We start from the raw sequence: 18,482 nt of genomic DNA, 5'->3' as shown, positions 1-18,482 counted from the left end.
CAGATGGATCAGGCGATGACCGCTATGACGTCGCCCTCCTGGACGATCTGCCCCTGGGTCACTCGGACTTCCTCGATCGTTCCCGCGGCCGGGGCGACGACGGGGATCTCCATCTTCATGGTCTCGAGCACGGCGATGACGTCGCCGGCTCCGACCTCGTCGCCCGGTGCGGCGACCAGCTTCCAGACGTTCGCGACGATCTCGGCCCTGGCCTCGTGCATCAGCCGGCCGACTCGTGCGCCAGCATCTGCAGAGCGTCGACCATTCGGCCGCGGGTTTCCTCAGGCAGGATCACGTCGTCGACGATACCGGCCTCAGCCGCCAGGTAGGGGCGGGCGACGTTCTCGCGGTACTCGGCGGCCAGCTCGTCGCGGAGAGCGGCGGGATCCTCCGCCTCCTTGAGGGCGCGCCGGTGCAGGAGCGCCACCGCGCCGCCCGGGCCCATGACGGCGATCTCGGAGCCGGACCAGGCCCAGGTGAAGTCGGCGCCGAGCGACCGGGCTCCCATCGCGATGTACGCGCCGCCGTAGGCTTTGCGGACGACGACGGTGAGCACGGGTGAGGACGCCTCGACGTAGGCGCGCAGCATCGTGGCGCCCTGGGTGATGACGCCGCGGCCCTCCTCGACGGTGCCGGGCAGGAAGCCGGGCACGTCGACGAAGGTGAGGATCGGCAGGCCGAACTTCGAGCAGAAGTCGACGAACCGGGAGATCTTGACCGACGCCTTGGCGTCGAGGATCCCGCCGCGGGCCTGCGGCTGGTTGGCGACGACCGCGACCGGGCGGCCGTCGAGGTGGCCGAAGGTGGTCAGGACGCTCGGCGCGTGGTTGGGCATGAGCTCGAGCCGTTCGCCGTCGTCGAGGACCGCGTCGAGCACCTCGTTCATGTCGAAGACGACGCTGGACTTGTCGGGCACGACGAACGGGAGACGCTCGACGGCGGCCGCATCGGCCGGGCGAGGCTCGACCAGCTTGGGTGCGCCGCCGATGTGTGCCGGCAGGAACGAGAGCAGCGTCCGGGCCGCGTCGAGAGCCGCGTCCTCGGACGGGACCTCGAGGTGGGCCACGCCGCTGACGGTGGTGTGCAGTCGCGAGCCACCGATGTCGTCGGCAGAGGCGTCCTCCCCCGTGGCGGCCTTGACGATCGCCGGGCCGGTCAGGAACATCTGTGCCTGGTCCTTGACCATGATCGTCCAGTCGGTGAGGGCCGGCGAGTAAGCGGCCGCACCGGCACATGGGCCGAGGATCAGCGAGATCTGCGGCACCTTGTGGCTCGCCTCGACGTTGAGCGCGAAGATGCCGCCGCAGCCGTGCAGGGCGTGGATGCCGTCATGGATGCGGGCGCCGCCGGAGTCGTTGTTGTAGACGATCGGGTAGCCCTTGTCGATGGCAAGGCGCTGTGCGCGCATCACGGCCTCGGCGAAGACTGCCCCGATCGCCCCGGCGCCCACCGCCGCGTCGTGACTGATCACGACGACGGGGTGGCCACTGGTGAGGCCCCAACCGGTGACGACACCGCTACCGCCCGTGGATCCGGCCTTGCGCAAAGGCGTCATCGGCACGAACGTGCCCGGATCCACGAAGGTTTCGGCCCTCTCGAGGGCGGTGTAGACGCGCTTGCCCTTCGGCTCGACCCGGGCGAATAGCTCGTCGCGTCGCTGCGTGAGGACGCTCCGGTGGTCAGGTGTCGCCTGGGGCGTACTCGTCTGGGTGTCGAGCTGTGGCACGTCATCTCCCTCGATGGTGATTGCCGTCCGGCCTTGCTGTGGGTGAAACATGAGGCTTTCCTCAAGTATACAGCAAGATGAGGAATTCCTCATGTTTCGCCCTGAGGGGTTTCTGCTAACGTCTGAGCACCGCCCCTAAGCAAGCGCTTACCCGTTCATTCGAAGGAGATTCCGTGCCCGAGAACCCCGAGTCCAGAACTGCGATCGTCACCGGAGCCGCCCGCGGCATCGGCGCCGGAGTGGCTAAGCGCCTGGCCTCGGACGGCTTCAAGGTCGCGGTCATCGACCTCGACGAGTCGGCCTGCGCGGCCACGGTCGACGCCATCGTCTCCGCAGGTGGTGCAGCGTTGGCCGTGGGCGCCGACGTCAGCGACGCCGCGAGTGTCGACGCCGCAGTCGAGCGCATCGTGAGTGAGCTGGGCCCACCGACCGTTCTCGTCAACAACGCCGGGATCACCCGAGACAACCTGCTGTTCAAGATGACCGTCGAGGACTGGGACGCCGTCATGGCCGTCCACCTGCGCGGCTCGTTCCTGATGACCAAGGCCGCCCAGAAGCACATGACCGAGGCCAAGTTCGGTCGCATCGTCAACCTGTCCAGCACCTCGGCGCTCGGAAATCGCGGCCAGGTCAACTACTCGGCGGCCAAGGCGGGACTCCAGGGCTTCACCAAGACGCTGGCCATCGAGCTCGGCAAGTTCGGCGTCACAGCCAATGCGATCGCGCCCGGCTTCATCGAGACCGAGATGACAGCCGCGACGGCTGAGCGCCTGGGCGTCGACTTCGAGGACTTCAAGAAGTTCAACGCCGAGCAGATCCCGGTCGCTCGGGTCGGCCAGCCCGAGGACATCGCCCACACCGTCTCGTTCCTCGTCAGCGAGGGCGCCGGCTTCGTGTCCGGCCAGGTCATCTACGTGGCCGGCGGACCGAAGGACTGACCCCATCCCATGACTACCGTCGAAGGTCTCGACACCGATGCTCTGACCGCGTGGTTGGAGAAGGAGGGTCCCGGGCTGTTCTCGGGTCCGCTCGAGGCAACGCTCATCACCGGCGGCAAGTCGAACCTGACCTACGTCGTCACCGACGGCGACACCGAGGTCATCGTCCGTCGACCTCCCCTCGGCCACGTCCTGGCGACCGCCCACGACATGTCCCGCGAGCACCGGGTGATCACGGCGCTCGGCTCCACGGACGTCCCGGTGCCCGAGACGTTCGCATTGTGCGAGGACGACGCCGTCATCGGCGCACCCTTCTACGTCATGGAGCTCGTCGCCGGCACGCCCTACGGTCGCGCCACCCAGCTGGAGGGGCTCGGCGCGGAGCGCACCCGCGCCATCACGGAGCGCATGGTCGACACGCTGGCCACGCTGCACTCGGTGGATCCGGCGTCCGTGGGTCTCGGTGACTTCGGCCGCCCCGACGGCTACCTCGAACGCCAGGTCCGGCGCTGGAAGAAGCAGCTGGATGCCTCACGCAGCCGCGAGCTCGACGGCATGGACGAGCTGATCGCGAAGCTCGAGACAAACATCCCCGTCGGCGGTGACGCGACGATCGTGCACGGCGACTTCCGGCTCGACAACCTGCTGGTCAACGACTCAGACACCATCACTGCGGTGCTCGACTGGGAGATGAGCACGCTCGGCGACCCGCTCACAGACGTCGCCGTCCTGCTCGCCTACCAGCAGCTCGCCGACACCGTTCCGCCGTCCGGAGCGGTCCGGGCCATGGTCACCGATGCCCCGCTGGCGCCCGGATACCTCCCGCGCGACGACGTGCTGCAGCGCTACCACGAGCAGTCCGGACGTGCCGTCGACGACCTCGACTTCCACCTCGCACTGGCGTTCTTCAAGCTCGCGGTCATCCTCGAGGGCATCCACTACCGCCACACGCACGGCCAGACGCTGGGCAGCGGATTCGACGGTATCGGCGACCTGATCGAGCCGTTGATCGTCGCGGGCCTCCACGCCGGACGTGTAAACGAGAGTTAGAGTCAAAGCGTGACCGCGGAAATTCTCGAGCCCCGGCGCCGCCCGACGCAGGAGCGCAGCCACATCAAGTTCGACCACCTGCTCCAGGTGGCTCGAGAGCTGTTGCTCGAGGTCGGTTTCGAGTCGTTCACCTGCGAGGAGGTCGCGCACCGCGCCGGCCTGCCGATCGGCACGCTCTACCAGTTCTTCCAGAACAAGTACGTCATGGTCTGCGAGCTGGATCGCGTCGACGCGGTGGCCGTTCGTCTCGAGCTCGAGCAGTTCGCCCAGGAGATTCCTTCGCTGGACTGGTTGAGGTTCCTCGATCGTCTCGTCGACCACATGGCCGAGCTGTGGGTCAACGATCCGTCCCGCCGCGCCGTGTGGCACGCCGTGCAGTCGACGCCCGCCACCCGGGCGACCGCCGAGGTCACCGAGCGCGAGCTCGCGTCAGAGGTCGCCTACATCCTCGGCCCACTCACCCCGGGCACGCCTCGTGAGCGCCGCACGATCATGGCCGAGGTGCTCGTCCACGTCGTGTACTCGATGCTCAACTTCTCCATCCGCGACGGCCAGAGCCATGCCGAGGCGGTCATCGAGCTCAAGCGCCTCCTCGCGGCCTACCTGCTCGCCGGCGACAGCTGACGTGACGGCGACCGCCGAGCCGCCCGCCCACGGCGGGCGAATCGGTGCGCTGTCGATCGGGATCCCTGCGATCCTGGCGGTCGTCGTGGGTGCCTGGTCGATCACGGTCCCGTCATTGTGGCGCGATGAGTCGGTGAGCCTCTACTTCGCCCGGATCCCGCTCGCTGACGCGTGGCACATCTGGGGCGATGTCGACGCGGTGCACGCCACCTTCGACCTGCTGCTCCGGCCGCTCGCGGCGATCGAACCGGTCGAGCTGGCCGTCCGCCTCCCGTCGCTCGCCGGGTTCGTCGTGGCCACGATCGGTGTCGTGCTCGTCGGGAGGAACCTGTCCGGCTGGTCGATGGGAGCCTGCGCCGGATGTGTCTACGCCTTGCTGCCGGTGACGAGCCGGTACGCACAGGAGGGGCGATCCTACGCACTCGTGAGCGCTGCCGCCGTGATCGCCACCTGGCTGCTCCTGCGCGCCTGCGAACGCCCCACGAGGGGCCGACTCGCGACGTACGCCGCCGCCATCGCCGTTCTGGGCTATCTGCACCTGTATGCCCTGCTCCTCGTCCTGGTGCACGCCCTCCATCTCGTGGTCACCTCGCGCCACCTGGTCGGTCGGGCCGTCGTCGCGTGGGGGGTTGCCGGGGTCGTCCTGCTGCCGCTCGCGATCGTCGCGTCCGGCCAGCGAGAACGTCAGCTGTTCTGGCTGAAGTCGCCCGAGCAGGACGATCTCTCCACGTTCATTCAGAGCATCGGCGGCACGACACCGGCCGGAGTCGCGCTCGCCGCACTCGTGCTGGCCGGTGCGTGGGTGCTCCGCCGACGACCCATCGTGATCTTGTGGGCATTCGTGCCGGTGATCGTCTCCTTCACCGTGTCGCAGGTATACCCGATCTTCAACGAACGCTATCTGCTCTTCGTCGTCCCGGCCGTGGCGTTGATGGTCGGTGCGAGCGTCGACGCAGCCGCCCGTCTGGTGCGACCGCGCGTCGGATCCGTCGCTGTGAGCGCGCTGGGTGTGGCGATGATCGCCGGTCTCACACTGCCCGCCCACCAGGACATCCGGCGTCCTGACAGTCGTCCTGACGACCTGCGGACCATGTCGAGGGATCTCACCGCCGACTGGCGTCCTGGCGACGGCGTGATGCCCCTTCCGGCGCACACCGTGAAGTTCATGAACGCCTATGGCGGACCGTTCGAGCACAGCGTCCCCGTTGACGTCGAGCTGCTGCCACCGGGCATGACGCGAATCTGGGTGATCACCATCGGCTACCCGGCCGTCGACGACAACAGGAGGCCGGACGACGGGCTCCTGCTCACCGAGCTCGACACCGAGTTCCTGCGTCGTTCCGTGGAGTCGTACGGCATGACTCGCGTGTCGTTGTGGACGCGGCGCGGCTGACGTCGGGTCAGGCGCTGTGCAGAACGGCGTACGCGGTCGCGTAGTCGCCGTCGTGGCTGATCGAGATCTCGACCGTGCAGCCGTCGAGGTGCTTGGCAACCTCGCCGTGCAGGCGGATGCCCGGGCGGCCCCAGGCGTCCGGGACGACCTCGATCAGGCGCAACGCCTCGTCGCCCATCACCGGCGGGGTGCCGTAGAGCGACGCCGACCACGCCTTGACGACGGCTTCCTTCGCTGCCCAGCGAGCCGCGAGGTGCCGGGCAGCGTCGGTTGTGCGTCCGTTCGCGTCCCGGCGCTCGCCAGGCGTGAAGACTTGGTCGAACTCCGACCCGGGCTGGTCGAGCTGGTCCGCGAACGACGGCACGTGGACCAGGTCGACCCCGACTCCGAGGACGGTCATGCGCAACCCGGTCCGGCGTAGACGCCGTCGGTGCCGAGGCGTGCGTCGCGGTCGAGCAGCATGGACGCCTCGAGGTTGCGGACGCCGTTGCTGCCGAGTCGACGGCCGGCCGGCTTCTGGTACGCCGGAGCGCCGCCGCACATGGTGCGGGCGAGCCGGAGTCGACCCTCGATCGCGCGGGTCCGCGACGCCGCCACGTAACGGGTCCGATCCTCAGGATCGAGCGCCTCGAGGAACGCCTGCGGGTGCGCGAGCGCGATGAGCCCGGCCACGTGGCCGAAGCCGAGGCTGGTGACGAGACCGGCCTTCAGCGGCCCGGCGGCCAACGGCTCACGCAGCCACACGAGGTGCTCGTGCTCGGCCAAAACGTCGTCGACACAGTCGAGGCTGCGGTTCGGCGGAACGGTTCCGGCGCCCAGCACCTGGCACAGCCCGACGAGCTGGAACGCTGCGGCTCCACCCTTCGAATGACCGGTGAGCGACTTCTGCGAGACCACGAACATCGGGTTGCCGGGGCTGCGACCGATCGCCGCCGCGAGCCGCTCGTGCAGCTCGGACTCGTTCGGGTCGTTCGCGTCCGTCGACGTGTCGTGCTTGCTGACGACACCGATGTCGTCGGCGCTCAGGCCGTGCGAGGCGAGCGAGCGAGCCAGGGCCGATTCGCGTCCGCCGAGGCCGGCCGCCAGCGCGCCGAGGCCGGGCGCCGGGATCGACGTGTGCACGCCGTCGGCGAACGACGAGGCGTAGGCCACGACGCCGAGGACCGGCAGGCCCATGCGGGCCGCGACGTCGCCACGGGCCAGCAACAGCGTGCCGCCGCCCTGCGACTCCACGAACCCGCCGCGCCGGCGGTCGTTGGCGCGGCTGACCCGACGCTCGTCGATGCCCTTGGCGAGCATCGCCCCGGTGTCGGCGGTGGCCGACATGTCGGCGAACCCGATGATGCCCTCGGTGCTGAGGTCGTCGAAGCCACCGGCCACGACGAACTCGGCCTTGCCGAGCTTGATCTTGTCGACACCCTCCTCGACCGAGACGGCCGTGGTGGCGCACGCGGCGACCGGGTGGATCATCGAGCCGTAGCTGCCGACGTATGACTGCACGACGTGCGCGGCGATGACGTTCGGCAGCGCCTCCTGCAGGATGTCGTTCGGGTTGTTCTCGCCCAGCAGCGTGTTGATGTACAGCGCCTGCATCGAGCTCATGCCACCCATGCCGGTGCCCTGGGTGTTGGCCACGAGGGCCGGGTGCACCCAGCGCATCAGCTCGGCGGGCGTGAACCCGCTGGACAGGAACGCGTCCACGGTGCAGATCAGGTTCCAGACGGCCACGCGGTCGGCGCCTTCGATCATCTCGGCCGGGATGCCCCAGACGGCAGGGTCGAACCCGGTCGGGATCTGTCCGCCGACGGTGCGCGAGAGCTTCATCCGGCGCGGCACGCGGATCTCGGTACCGGCCTTGCGGGTCACCGTCCAGTCACCGTCTGCGCCTGCGGCGATCACCGTGCGCTCGGGGTCGGCGTCGTGCATCGCCCGGGCCTCGGCTTCGCTGCCCACGCCGAACGTGAGGTCCTGGTCGAGGTAGACGGACGTCAGCAACGGAGCCGTGTTGTCGCGCATCGATCCGTCGTCGACATAGGTGCGGATGCCGCAGCGCTCGACGACGGTGTCGTGGTAGCGCTCGTGGATCTCGGACTCGTCGATGGCCTCACCGCTCTCGGTGTCGTACCAGCCACCCACGTTGTCGTCCCAGGTCACCAGACCGGTGCTCCATGCGAGCTCGAGGACGCCGGCTGCGGAGAGCTCCTCGTCGACCTCCATCTCGAAGCGGGTGCGCGCCGAGCCGTACGGGCCGAGCTCGCCGGCGCCCACGATGACGACCATGTCCTCGGGACGCGCCGTGACCTCGCCCCAGGCCGGAGCCTCGGTGGCCGGCAGATGGGCCGGCGACGGGGGCAGGGCGGCCACGGCCGGGACGTCGTCCACCGGATCGGCGGCCGGTGCCTCGACACCCGCGGCAAGAGCCTTGAGGTCGAGGTCGACGTCGGCGAGACCACCGGTCAGGTCGACGGTCAACGGCTGCTCGGCAGCGGCGACGCGTGAGTCAGGTGTGCACGACTCCAGCAGTGCCTCGGCCATGTCGTCGGGAGTCCAGGTGCGGACCCCGACGGCCTCGACGGCCTCGACGAGCGGATCGTTGCCGCCCATCAGGCCGGTGCCACGAACCCAGCCGATGATGGCGTGGACCAGCGTGACCCGCTCGCCCCAGGTGCGCTCGGCGCTCCACTTGGCCACGATCGCATCGAGCGCGGCCTTGGCCTCGCCGTAGGCGCCGTCGCCGCCGAACATGCCGCGGTTGGGCGATCCGGGAAGCACGACGTGCAGGTTGGCGGCGATGTCGTGGTCGCGTCCGTGCGAGGCGAGCTTGCCGATGAGACGCTCTACCGACCACAGCAGGATGCGGGTGTCGATCTCGGCCCGGCTGCCGGCGTCGGTGAGGTCACCGGCGACCCGGCCGGCCGCGAACGGGAACAGCGCCGTGGGTGTCAGCGCGGGCTTGAGCACCGTGGTGGTGCTGCCGACCGTGCGCGTCTGCGCGGTCGTGACCCAGGCGGCGAAGTCGTCGACGTCGGTGAACGACGCCATGTTGGCCGGCACGACCCAGAGGGCCGCACCCGCGCGGGCGTGTGAGCGGTAGAGCTCGCGGAAGAACCGCATCTTGCGGTCGTCCAGACCCGAGGTGGTCGCCACTACGGTGGCGCCGCCGGCGAGCAGACGTCCGACGACGGATGCCGCGATGGAGCCCTTGCTGGCTCCGGTGACGATGGCCACCTCGCCGGTGTGGGCTCCGGGCCCGTCGGCCGAGGCGTCCTTGGCGATGCGCTCGAGGCGCTCACGCAGGCTCGCGTCGTCGGTGCGCTCGGCCCACCAGCCGGCCTGCCCGGCGACGATGTCACCGGTGCCTTCGAACGATCCGACGACCTCGTGACCTGCGGCGATGCGGGCGACGTCCTCGCGGGCGCTGGCCCAGCGGTCGTCTATGAGCAGGGCACGGCGGTCGTCGAACGCCGGGGCGGTGAGGGTGATCCAGTCGCTGCCGAGCTCGGCCTCGACCCGGGCCAGCACCTCCGCGTCATCGCTCGACGTCTCCGCGGACGCGGGGGCGTCGTCGAGGCCGAGGCGGTTGAGCAGGTGACGGGCAGTGCTGGCGAGCACGCCGTCGGCACCGGTGATCTCACCGGTGATCTGGGCGAGGGCGCCGGCGTCGACCGTCGCCTCCCCTCCACCGGAGCTGGGCAGGTCGACCGAGACGCCGTGGCGCGAGGCCACGGCCTGCACGCTGGCGTCGACGGCTGCGTCGACGTCGGCTGCGGAGGACAGCCCGGACAAGGTGCCCAGGTCGCCACCGCGCACGCTCGAACCCTCGCGGGTCGCGAACGCGAGCTCCGCGACGACGTGCTTCGCCCAGCCGGGGCCGAGCTGCCAGGTGCCGGTGACGCGGTCGGTGATCGCGGCCTGCTTCTTGCCGGCCGGGCCAAGCACCTTCTTCAGGTGGTCGGACAACGCTTCGCCGAGCACGGGGCCGAACGGCTTGTAGGTGCGGGCCAGGCCTGTGACCTGCGACGACAACGTCGGGATGTCGGCCTCGGCCGCTCCGTCGATGGCACCGAGCCCGAGCTCGCCGCCGAGATCGACGAGGAGCTGGTTGCGTCGCGACGACACGCCGTCGCACAGCGACTCGATCGAGTCGGCGGCGCCGATCTGGTCGAGGCGCAGCTTGGTCCACCACGCGACGAGCAGGCGGGTGCCGTCGGCAGCATCGAACGTCAGGTCGTCCGGACGGGGGCCGGAGCTGGTGGCCGCCGCTGCCTTCGGGGCTTCGACGGGCTCAGCCGCCGTCTCGGTCGTTGAGCTTGTCGAAACGTCTTCCTCATCCTCCTCGACGGGAGCGGGATCCTCGTCGGTGGCGAACAGGACGGCGGCCTCGCGCTCGGCGTTGAGCACCTGGACCGGCCCGCCGAGCGTGCGCTGGACGGACGGGAGGTTGAGGGTTGCCGTGGCGAGGTTGGCCACGGTCGGGGCCGAGCCGACGCCGATCTCGACGACGCGCTCGATCCCGAGTCCGCCTTCGGCGCGCGCGGCGAACATCAGGTCCTGCGTCTCGATCCAGCGCACCGGGCTGGCGAACTGCCACGCCAGCAGCTCGATCAGCACGAGTCGGCAGAGCTCGCCCTGCTGCTGCGCCCACGAGTCGAAGTCCGCGAGCACGGCGTCGAGCGGGCCGTCGGGCGCCAGCTCGGCGATCGCGGCCAGGAACTCACGATCGAGACTGAACGGCTGCGGCACGAGGTTCGGCACGTAGCGGCCGACCAGCGTGGCAGGGTCGATCGACGCCGGGAGCAGCTCGTCGAGGCGGGCCCGGAAGTCCGGAACGCCGCCGCGCAGGACGCGCGAGTGGAACGGCACGTCGATGCCGGGCACGAGGATGAAGGCGGCCTTGCCGCCGAACGCGGCGCGTCGCTCGTCGATCTCGGCTTCGAGCGCCTTGAGGCCGGCGACGGTGCCGGCGATCGCGTACTGCGAGCCCCTGAGGTTGTAGTTGGCGATCTCGATGAACTCGCCGGTGCGCTCGGACATGCCTTCGATGAACGCGCGAACGTCCTCGTCGGCGAGACCGATCTGCGACGGGCGGATGGCGGCGAGACGGTAGTCGCTTCGGCCCTCGGCGTCACGCTTCACCAGGGTGTGCATGACGGAGCCGCGCTGGAACACGACCTCGACGACGGCCTCGAGCGGGATGACACCGGACACGGCAGCGAGCGCGTTGTACTCGCCCACGGAGTGGCCGGCGAGGACGGAGCCCTCCACGAAGGCGTCGGCCTCGCGCAGCTCGGCCATCTGGGCCGCACCGAGCACGGCCATGGCGACCTGGGTGAACTGGGTCAGGAACAGCACACCGTCGGGGTGACGGTGCGACATGCCGGCGGCGATGATCTCGGTCGGGTTGTCGCGCACGACGGTCAGGATGGAGAAGCCGAGCCGTTCGCGGGTGTGCTTGTCGGCACGGTCCCAGATCTCACGGGCGGCCTTGCTGCGCTGGTAGCCGGCCATGCCCATGCCCGCGTGCTGGATGCCCTGGCCGGGGAAGACGTAAGCGGTACGCGGCGCGGCCAGACGGGCGGACGCGGACATGACGACCTCGCCGTCCACTCGGCAGACGACGTCGACGACCTCGTCGCCGGCTTCGAGGCCGACGCGGTCGGCGCGGACGTCGACCCGGGCGCCTGGGCGCACGGGGCTCATGAACCTGCTGGTCCAACCGGTGACCCGGCGGTCGGACTCCGTGGCGAGCACGCGCTGGGCGGCGGCCGAGATCCACATGCCGTGGACGATCGGCTCGCCCAGACCGGCCAGCCGCGCGGCGGCCAGGCTGGTGTGGATCGGGTTGTGGTCGCCGGTGACGGCCGCGAAGGCACGCATGTCGTCCGGCGCGTCGATGGTGGCCTCGGCCCGCAGGCGACGCGGAGTATCGCGCGGGTCGTCGAGCGTGCCACCCGCGCGCAGCGGGTCGGCCAGGGTGACGTCACCCGAGCGGCCACGTACGGCGAAACGCTCGACCAAGGTGGCCAGGTGGCGTCCGCCCGAGTTGATCACGACGTCGACCGTCACGACGCGACCCATGTCGGTGTCGGTCACGGACGCGTTGGCGGCCGTGATCGTGAGCTCCGTCGTCGTCGCGGGGAGGCCGGCGGTCAGGTCGACAGCGTGGTCGAGGTGGACGAGGTCGAGCATGCCCTCGACGACCGGGTGGCCGTCAGAGGTGGTCGACTGTCCGACGACAGCGAACACGGCGGGCCAGGCGAGACCCACCAGGACGTCCGGGACGCCGGCAGTTGCGTCCGAAGAACCGTCGACGCCCACGACACCGGCGTGGTCGGCGGCGAGATCGGAGTTCCACACGACGTCGAGCGTCGCGTGGCCGTTCTCGACCGTCGGGGTGATGCCGGCGGCAGCGGTCGCTGTCAGCGCGAGCATGGCCGTCGCGGCGTTCTCGGTCGTGACGACCGGCGCTCCGCCGGTGGCGACCTGGTCGCCCACGTCAAGGCGAACGGAGAGCGTCTCGCCGTCGCGCGTGAGCGGAATCGAAAGCTCAGCAGTGTGGTCCCCGGCCGACACGAGCATGGCTCCGGTCTCGGGATGCTCGGCACGGTCGGCGTCGACGATCACCCAGCCGTCGCCGAGGCGCTGCACAGGGTTGCGAACGGTGCGGCCCGCCCAGACGACGTCCGGGGCGGCGAGCACGAGGGCGACGGTTCCATGCGCATCCTCGACCCGACGACGACCGGCCACGGCGAGCGCCGCGCGGCCTCCGGCCACGGCGTCGTCGACGACGGCCGACTCGAAGCGACGCAGGAGGTCAGCCACCGGCTCGTCCACGCGGTCGATGCCGGCGACGGAGACGGGGCCGGGGATCACGCAGACACCGTCGGCGGCATAGCGGGCCTCGTGGGCCTGCCACAGCGAGTCGGAGCGCCACCAGCGACGCAGGTCCGCGTCGATGACGGGCACGAAGTTGACCGGCTTGCCGAGGCGCTTGCACTCGGCCACGAAGAACGGCACGTCGGCCGGGTGCAGGATGACGCCCTCGGCGTCCGGGTAGGTCTTCAGGAGTAGCTGGAGGGCCTGGGCGCCGAACTCGACGTCGGCAGAGCTGGCGAACAAGGTGGGAACGTCGCCGTGGTCGGCGTCGTTTAGGCGGGCCTCGGCGCGCTGCAGCATCGCGTGGAAGCGATCACGAAGGGTCACGTCGAGCCACTCCGGCGTGCCGGAGAGCTCAAGGAAGCGAGCCAGCCACTGGACGTAGGTCATCTCCGCGACGTCGCCGAAGTACGGCTTCGACGTGCGGTTGAGCGCCTCGATGATCTCGTCGCGGCGGCTATCGATGGCCTCGGCGTCGCCGGCGACCTCGTCGAGGAGGCGTCCGGTCTGCGAGGCGGTGTTGTCGATCTCGTGGATGTCGGCACCGAGCTGGCTGCGGCTGGATGCCATGCCGCCGACGGCAGTGCCGGCGCCGATCCAGTCGGGCGTGCCAGGCGTGTCGACGAGCAGCCGCTTGACCTCGGGGGCGGTGGTCGCCTCGAGCGTCGCCATGGCAGCGGTGGCGATCAGGACACCGTCGAGCGGCATCGTCGGGAAGCCGTGGCGGTGCGCCCAGGTGCCGCTGATGTACGCGGACGCAGCCTCTGGCGTGCCGACGCCACCTCCGACGCAGACGACGACATTGTCGTGTGCACGAAGGTCGGCATAGGTCGCGAGCAGGAGCTCGTCGAGATCCTCCCAGGAGTGGTGGCCGCCGGCCTTGCCGCCCTCGATCTGAACGATCAACGGCTGTGGGGCGACGGCATCGGCGATCGCGATGACCTGGCGGATCTGCTTGATCGTGCCGGGCTTGAACACGACGTGCTCGATGCCGACGTCATGCAGCTCCTCCACGAGCGCGACGGCCTCGTCGAGCTCGGGGATGCCGGCCGTGACGACGACCGAGTCGACGGCGGAACCGGCAGCGCGGGCGCGCTGCACGAGTCGCTTGCCGCCGAGCTGCAGCTTCCACAGGTACGGGTCGAGGAACAGTGAGTTGAAGGCGTAGGTGCGACCGGGGTCGAGGAGCGAGTCGAGCCGGGCGACGTTCTCGGCGAAGATCGGCTCGGTGACCTGGCCACCGCCGGCGAGCTCGGACCAGAAGCCGGCGTTCGCGGCCGCGGCGACGATGGCCGGATCCACCGTGGTCGGCGTCATGCCGGCCAGCAGGATCGGTGAGCGTCCGGTGAGGCGGGTGAACCGGGTCTCGGCGTGCAAGGACCCGTCGGGCAGGGTGACGACGGACGGCGCATAGGCCGCCCACGGCGTCGCGAGACGGGGTGCCGCGCCAGGCGCGGTGAGTGAGCGGTGTCCCTTTCGGGTGGTGGCCGGGACCACGCCGACGCCTCGGGAGCTGAGCTCACGGGCGGACAGCTTGGTGGCGATGTCGGACGGGCCGAGGTCGATCACCCAGCGGGCGCCGGCGTCCATGGCCGTCTCCAGCGATTCGACCCAGTCGACCGGGTCCACGACGGCGCGCATCGTCAGCGAGCGGCCCCGCTCGGCGTCGAGACCGCAGGCCTCGGCCCATGTGGCGACGAGGTCGGCGGCGTCGGCAAGCTCGGGATGATGGAACGCGAGGCCGCTCGCGACCGGGTCGAGCACGGGCGCGAACGGTGCGCCGCCCGTGGTGCGGCGCTCGCGGGCGGCACTCTCGGTCTCGGCCACGTGCTCGAGCAGGCCGCTGGCACGGCGAAGGCCGTCCTCGGGACCGGACAGCACGACGCTGCGGCGGCCGTTGCGCAGCCGCATGACGACGCGCGCCGAGGCGGGAAGATCAGACAGGGCGGCATGCACGCGCTCGGGGCTCTCGCCGGTGACGCTCAGCATCGCGTTGCCCAAGAGTCCGCGGCGGCGTCCGACGACCTGCGCGGCCGCACCCATCAGGCGGGCGTAGGCGAGCAGCTCGGCGTCGGGCGTGCCACTGAGGGACTCGGCCGCGAGAACGCCTTGGGAGTGCCCGATCGCGGAGACCGGGCGGACCGTGTGCGGGTCGAGACCCTGCTGCTTCAGTGCACGCAGACCGGCGAGCTGGGTCAGCAGGATGCCGGGCAGCGACGCGGCGGGCGCGGCCAGCAGATCCCGGCTCGGAAGCTCGGGGGCGTCGTCGTCCTCGGCGGACTCCCCCACCGCCAGCACGTCCACCCACGCCAGCGGCGTGAACGGGACGCCAGAGCGCATGAGGTCCGAGGCCACCGGCGCGACGAGGGTCTCGGCCTGCTCGACCATCGACTCCAGCTCGGCATCGAGCGCGAAGTCGCGCACGAGCTCGGCCAACGGCTCCAGCCACGGCGCCCCCTGTCCACCGAATGCGACGGCGTAGGGCGTGCCGTCGACGAGGCGGTCGACGAGAGCCTTGCGGCGCTCGGTGGTCGAAGGGGTGGCAGCGGTCGTGTCGATCGTGGTCATACACCCATCGTCGCAAAACGTGAGGGAAACCTCAACTTTTATCCGAGGGATTCCTCATGTTTTTCGGATCGAGTGCGTCACACTCCCCCGGTGAGCGTGAGCCCACCGTCGATGACGAGCGTCTGACCGGTGACCCACGCTGCGTCGTCGGAGAGCAGGAACGCCACCACGGAACCGACGTCGTCGGGCACCCCGAGCCTCTTGAGCGGGTACGTGGCGGCGACGGCGTCTTCGCGGCCCTCGTACAGGGCTCCGGCGAACTTCGTCTTGACCACGGCCGGCGCGACCGCGTTGACGCGGATGTCGGGGCCGAGCTCCAGCGCGAGCTCCTGGGTCACGTGGATGAGCGCGGCTTTGGACGTCCCGTACATGCCGAGGTTGGGAGCCGGCTTGGTCCCGCCGATCGAGGCGATGTTGACGATGCCTCCGCCCCCGTTCTCCTGAGTACAGTCCTTCAGTGCCGCGTGGTACGCCTTCTGCGCCCACGCGACCGCCGAGATCACGTTGACACGCATGATCTTCTCGGCGGCACCGAGGTCGACGTCGATCATCCGTCCGTACACCGGGTTGATGCCGGTGTTGTTGACCAGCATGTCGAGGCGTCCGAACTCCTCGAGCGCCTTCGCGATCGTCTCGTCCTGGTGCGCCTCGTCGTCGGCGTGCCCAGCAACCCAGACGGCGTTGCCGTCGCCCAGCGACTTGGCGGCCTCAGCGAGCGCCTCCTCCTTACGGGCGGTGATGACGACCTTGGCGCCGTCGGCGACCAGCCGGTCGGCGATGCTGAGTCCGATGCCCCTGCTGGCGCCGGTGACGATGGCTACCTTGTTGTCGAAACGCCCCATCAGTTGAGGCGCTCGAGCACCATCGCCATGCCCATGCCGCCGCCGACGCACATCGTCTCGACGCCGAACTGCTTGTCGTGGTGCTGCAGCGAGTTGATCAGCGTGCTTGTGATGCGCGCGCCTGTCATGCCGAACGGGTGGCCAACGGCGATGGCACCACCGTTGACGTTCAGCTTGTCGATCGGGATTCCGAGCTTCTGCGCCGAGCCGAGCGCCTGGACGGCGAACGCCTCGTTGATCTCGAACAGGTCGATGTCATCGAGCGTCATGCCGGCGTGATGGAGCGCCTGCTTCGTGGCCCCGACCGGGCCCAGGCCCATGATCTCCGGCGACAGCCCGGTGACGCCGGTGGACACGATGCGGGCCAGCGGGGTGAGGCCGAGCTCCCTGGCCTTCGTGTCGCTCATGACGACCACTGCGGCGGCGCCGTCGTTGAGCGGGCAGCAGTTGCCGGCGGTGACAGTGCCGTCGGGTCGGAACACCGGATCGAGCTGCGAGACCTTATCGAGCGTCACACCAGCGCGTGGTCCGTCGTCGGCGTCGATCGTCGAGCCGTCGGGCAACGTGACCGGCGTGATGTCCTTCGCCCAGAAGCCATCAGCGATGGCCTTCTCGGCGAGGTTCTGGCTGCGGACGCCGAACTCGTCCTGCTCCTGGCGCGACATGCCGATGAGCTGCTGCACGTTCTCGGCCGTCTGGCCCATCGCCATGTAGACGTCGGGCACGGTGTCGTCGTCACGCGGGTCGTGCCACTCCTGCCCGCCCTGCGCGAACTTCTCGGTGCGCTGCATGGCGTCCTCGAACAACGGGTTCGTGAGCGTCTGGCCGGGGATCGAGTCGCTGCTGCCCTTGTCGAAGCGGCTCACCGTCTCGACACCGGCGGAGATGAAGGCGTCGCCCTCGCCGGCCTTGATGGCGTGGAAGGCCATGCGGGTCGTCTGCAGCGACGACGAGCAGTAGCGAGTGATCGTGGTGCCGGGCAGGTGGTCAAAGCCGAGGAGAACAGCCACCGCGCGGCCCATGTTGTGGCCCTGCTCGCCGCCGGGGAGCCCGCAGCCGAGCATGAGGTCGGTGATGTCCTTCGGGTCGAGCTCGGGCACCTTGTCGAGGGCGGCCCGCACCATCTGCACGGTGAGGTCGTCGGGACGCATCTCCTTGAGCGATCCCTTGAAGGCGCGTCCGATGGGCGAACGCGCAGTGGAGACGATGACTGCTTCAGGCATGGGATCCCTCTCGTGACGTGATTGACTGGAATTGACTAAGCGCTTGCTTAGCATCCAATTCCTGCGTCATGCTGTCAACCGGGAAAGGGGCCGCGATGACCATTCCGACAGCTGCGCGGGGCTCGGCGCCCACGCCGGGCGTCACGGCGCGGGAGCGCCTCCTCGAGGCCGCGGTCGAGGCATTCGCGGAGAAGGGCTTCAACGCCACCACCACGCGCGACATCGCGTCCCGTGCGGGCATGAGCCCGGCCGCCGTCTACGTGCACCACGACACCAAGGAAAGTCTGCTCTTCACGGTGAGCGTCGAGGGTCACCGTGCGGCGCTCAAGGTGATACGCACGGCGGCGACCATTGACGGCGACCACGTTGATCGGCTGCGGCACATGGTGCGCGAGTTCAGCACGTGGCACGCGGTCAACAGCCGGGTCGGACGCATCGTCCAGTATGAGTTCGACGCTCTCACCCCAGAGCACCGGGCCGAGATCGCCGACCACCGACGCCGCATCGAACGCGTCATGCAGGACGTCCTCACCGCCGGTGTCGCCGAGGGCGCGTTCGAGGTCGTCGACGTCCCGGGCACCACGCGGGCCATTCTGTCGCTGAGCATCGACCTGGTGCGCTGGTTCACCCCGCGCGGCTCCCACTCGGCCGACGACATCGCGACGTTGCATGCCGACCTCGCGGTCCGCATGACGGCACCACACTCAACGGCACCACACTCATAGGAGATCCACATGCCACGCACCATGACCGTCCAGGACAGCGCCGTCGTCGACGCCGATCCGGTGACCGTCTACCGCCTGATCGCCGACCCGAGCCAGATGCCGCGCTGGAGCCCGGAGAACGTTGAAGGCGACGTTCCCGACCCCGGCTCACCAGCCGGTGTCGGCACGATCTTCGTCGGCTCGAACAAGCGCGGGCGTGCGCGGTGGCAGACACGCTGCCGGGTCACGGCGTCGGTTCCGGGCGAGCGGTTCACGTTCGACGTCTTCCAGTTCGGGCTGGGAACACCCTTCGTCAAGGTGCGGATCGCCACGTGGGACTACGCGTTCGAGGCCGCCGACGGCGGCACGAAGGTCACCGAGACCTGGACCGACGGTCGCCGCCACTGGCCCGATGCGGTGGCGAACACGGTCGACAGGTTCGCTACCGGCGGCCGGACGTTCGCCGACTTCCAGCGTCGCAACATCGCCAGGACGCTCGCCAACCTGAAGGCCGACCTCGAGTCCTGAGACTCGAGGC

The 18,482-nt window shown here is 69.8% G+C and carries 12 protein-coding genes; 6 read left to right on the top strand and 6 right to left on the bottom strand.

From position 1 onward, the window contains the following. Window positions 1-8: 8 nt before the first annotated feature. Both ACRDPN_RS12410 and ACRDPN_RS12405 read right to left on the bottom strand, forming a co-directional pair. Window positions 9-221 carry a biotin/lipoyl-binding carrier protein gene (locus tag ACRDPN_RS12410; RefSeq protein ID WP_431448325.1) on the bottom strand — a complete coding sequence of 71 codons (213 nt, stop codon included), beginning with the start codon at window positions 219-221 and terminating at the stop codon, window positions 9-11. Further along, window positions 221-1,726: an acyl-CoA carboxylase subunit beta gene (locus ACRDPN_RS12405; RefSeq protein ID WP_431448322.1), complete on the bottom strand. Its 1,506-nt coding sequence runs from the start codon at window positions 1,724-1,726 to the stop codon at window positions 221-223. Before ACRDPN_RS12405 ends, ACRDPN_RS12410 begins: the two co-directional genes overlap by 1 nt. Before the next feature lie 173 nt (window positions 1,727-1,899). On the opposite strand from ACRDPN_RS12405, the gene fabG reads away from it, so the two are divergent. Genes fabG through ACRDPN_RS12385 form a run of 4 tightly spaced genes read left to right on the top strand, consistent with a single transcriptional unit; the run spans window position 1,900 to window position 5,731 of the window. Continuing rightward, on the top strand, window positions 1,900-2,664 hold the full coding sequence (gene fabG, locus ACRDPN_RS12400) for a 3-oxoacyl-ACP reductase FabG (protein WP_431448319.1): 765 nt from the start codon (window positions 1,900-1,902) through the stop codon (window positions 2,662-2,664). Window positions 2,665-2,673: 9 nt separating this feature from the next. After that, window positions 2,674-3,714 carry a phosphotransferase family protein gene (locus ACRDPN_RS12395; protein ID WP_431448316.1) on the top strand — a complete coding sequence of 347 codons (1,041 nt, stop codon included), beginning with the start codon at window positions 2,674-2,676 and terminating at the stop codon, window positions 3,712-3,714. Window positions 3,715-3,723: 9 nt separating this feature from the next. Then, window positions 3,724-4,338, top strand: a complete 615-nt coding sequence (locus ACRDPN_RS12390; protein WP_431448313.1) for a TetR/AcrR family transcriptional regulator — start codon at window positions 3,724-3,726, stop codon at window positions 4,336-4,338. A 1-nt stretch (window position 4,339) separates the two neighbouring features. Further along, window positions 4,340-5,731: a hypothetical protein gene (locus ACRDPN_RS12385; RefSeq protein ID WP_431448310.1), complete on the top strand. Its 1,392-nt coding sequence runs from the start codon at window positions 4,340-4,342 to the stop codon at window positions 5,729-5,731. Between the two features lie 7 nt (window positions 5,732-5,738). Here the strand turns inward: ACRDPN_RS12385 and acpS are convergent, their stop codons facing one another. The 4 genes from acpS to ACRDPN_RS12365 form a co-directional block, all read right to left on the bottom strand. Continuing rightward, window positions 5,739-6,131: a holo-ACP synthase AcpS gene (gene acpS, locus ACRDPN_RS12380; RefSeq protein WP_431448307.1), complete on the bottom strand. Its 393-nt coding sequence runs from the start codon at window positions 6,129-6,131 to the stop codon at window positions 5,739-5,741. Further along, window positions 6,128-15,175, bottom strand: a complete 9,048-nt coding sequence (locus ACRDPN_RS12375) for a fatty acid synthase subunit beta domain-containing protein (RefSeq protein ID WP_431448304.1) — start codon at window positions 15,173-15,175, stop codon at window positions 6,128-6,130. Before ACRDPN_RS12375 ends, acpS begins: the two co-directional genes overlap by 4 nt. Before the next feature lie 77 nt (window positions 15,176-15,252). Continuing rightward, window positions 15,253-16,017 carry an SDR family oxidoreductase gene (locus ACRDPN_RS12370; RefSeq protein ID WP_431448301.1) on the bottom strand — a complete coding sequence of 255 codons (765 nt, stop codon included), beginning with the start codon at window positions 16,015-16,017 and terminating at the stop codon, window positions 15,253-15,255. Then, window positions 16,017-17,240 (bottom strand): acetyl-CoA C-acetyltransferase, encoded by a 1,224-nt coding sequence (locus ACRDPN_RS12365; protein ID WP_431448298.1) that lies wholly within the window; start codon window positions 17,238-17,240, stop codon window positions 16,017-16,019. Before ACRDPN_RS12365 ends, ACRDPN_RS12370 begins: the two co-directional genes overlap by 1 nt. Window positions 17,241-17,335: 95 nt before the next feature. On the opposite strand from ACRDPN_RS12365, the gene ACRDPN_RS12360 reads away from it, so the two are divergent. Together ACRDPN_RS12360 and ACRDPN_RS12355 are read left to right on the top strand one after the other, a co-directional pair. Next, window positions 17,336-17,965, top strand: a complete 630-nt coding sequence (locus ACRDPN_RS12360) for a TetR/AcrR family transcriptional regulator (RefSeq protein ID WP_431448296.1) — start codon at window positions 17,336-17,338, stop codon at window positions 17,963-17,965. A gap of 9 nt (window positions 17,966-17,974) precedes the next feature. Further along, window positions 17,975-18,472: an SRPBCC family protein gene (locus tag ACRDPN_RS12355; RefSeq protein WP_431448293.1), complete on the top strand. Its 498-nt coding sequence runs from the start codon at window positions 17,975-17,977 to the stop codon at window positions 18,470-18,472. The last annotated feature ends 10 nt before the right edge of the window (window positions 18,473-18,482 follow it).

Source organism: Aeromicrobium sp., assembly GCF_050700635.1.
Taxonomy (GTDB): Bacteria; Actinomycetota; Actinomycetes; order Propionibacteriales; family Nocardioidaceae; genus Aeromicrobium.
This window is presented reverse-complemented; position numbering and strand designations above follow the sequence as displayed.

What these genes read in the sequence shown, in the direction of transcription:
- ACRDPN_RS12375 (WP_431448304.1), bottom strand. Translation starts at nt 15,175, where the DNA reads ATGACCACGATCGACACGACCGCTGCCACCCCTTCGACCACCGAGCGC.
- ACRDPN_RS12395 (WP_431448316.1), top strand. Translation starts at nt 2,674, where the DNA reads ATGACTACCGTCGAAGGTCTCGACACCGATGCTCTGACCGCGTGGTTG.
- ACRDPN_RS12360 (WP_431448296.1), top strand. Translation starts at nt 17,336, where the DNA reads ATGACCATTCCGACAGCTGCGCGGGGCTCGGCGCCCACGCCGGGCGTC.
- ACRDPN_RS12355 (WP_431448293.1), top strand. Translation starts at nt 17,975, where the DNA reads ATGCCACGCACCATGACCGTCCAGGACAGCGCCGTCGTCGACGCCGAT.
- acpS (WP_431448307.1), bottom strand. Translation starts at nt 6,131, where the DNA reads ATGACCGTCCTCGGAGTCGGGGTCGACCTGGTCCACGTGCCGTCGTTC.
- ACRDPN_RS12365 (WP_431448298.1), bottom strand. Translation starts at nt 17,240, where the DNA reads ATGCCTGAAGCAGTCATCGTCTCCACTGCGCGTTCGCCCATCGGACGC.
- ACRDPN_RS12370 (WP_431448301.1), bottom strand. Translation starts at nt 16,017, where the DNA reads ATGGGGCGTTTCGACAACAAGGTAGCCATCGTCACCGGCGCCAGCAGG.
- ACRDPN_RS12410 (WP_431448325.1), bottom strand. Translation starts at nt 221, where the DNA reads ATGCACGAGGCCAGGGCCGAGATCGTCGCGAACGTCTGGAAGCTGGTC.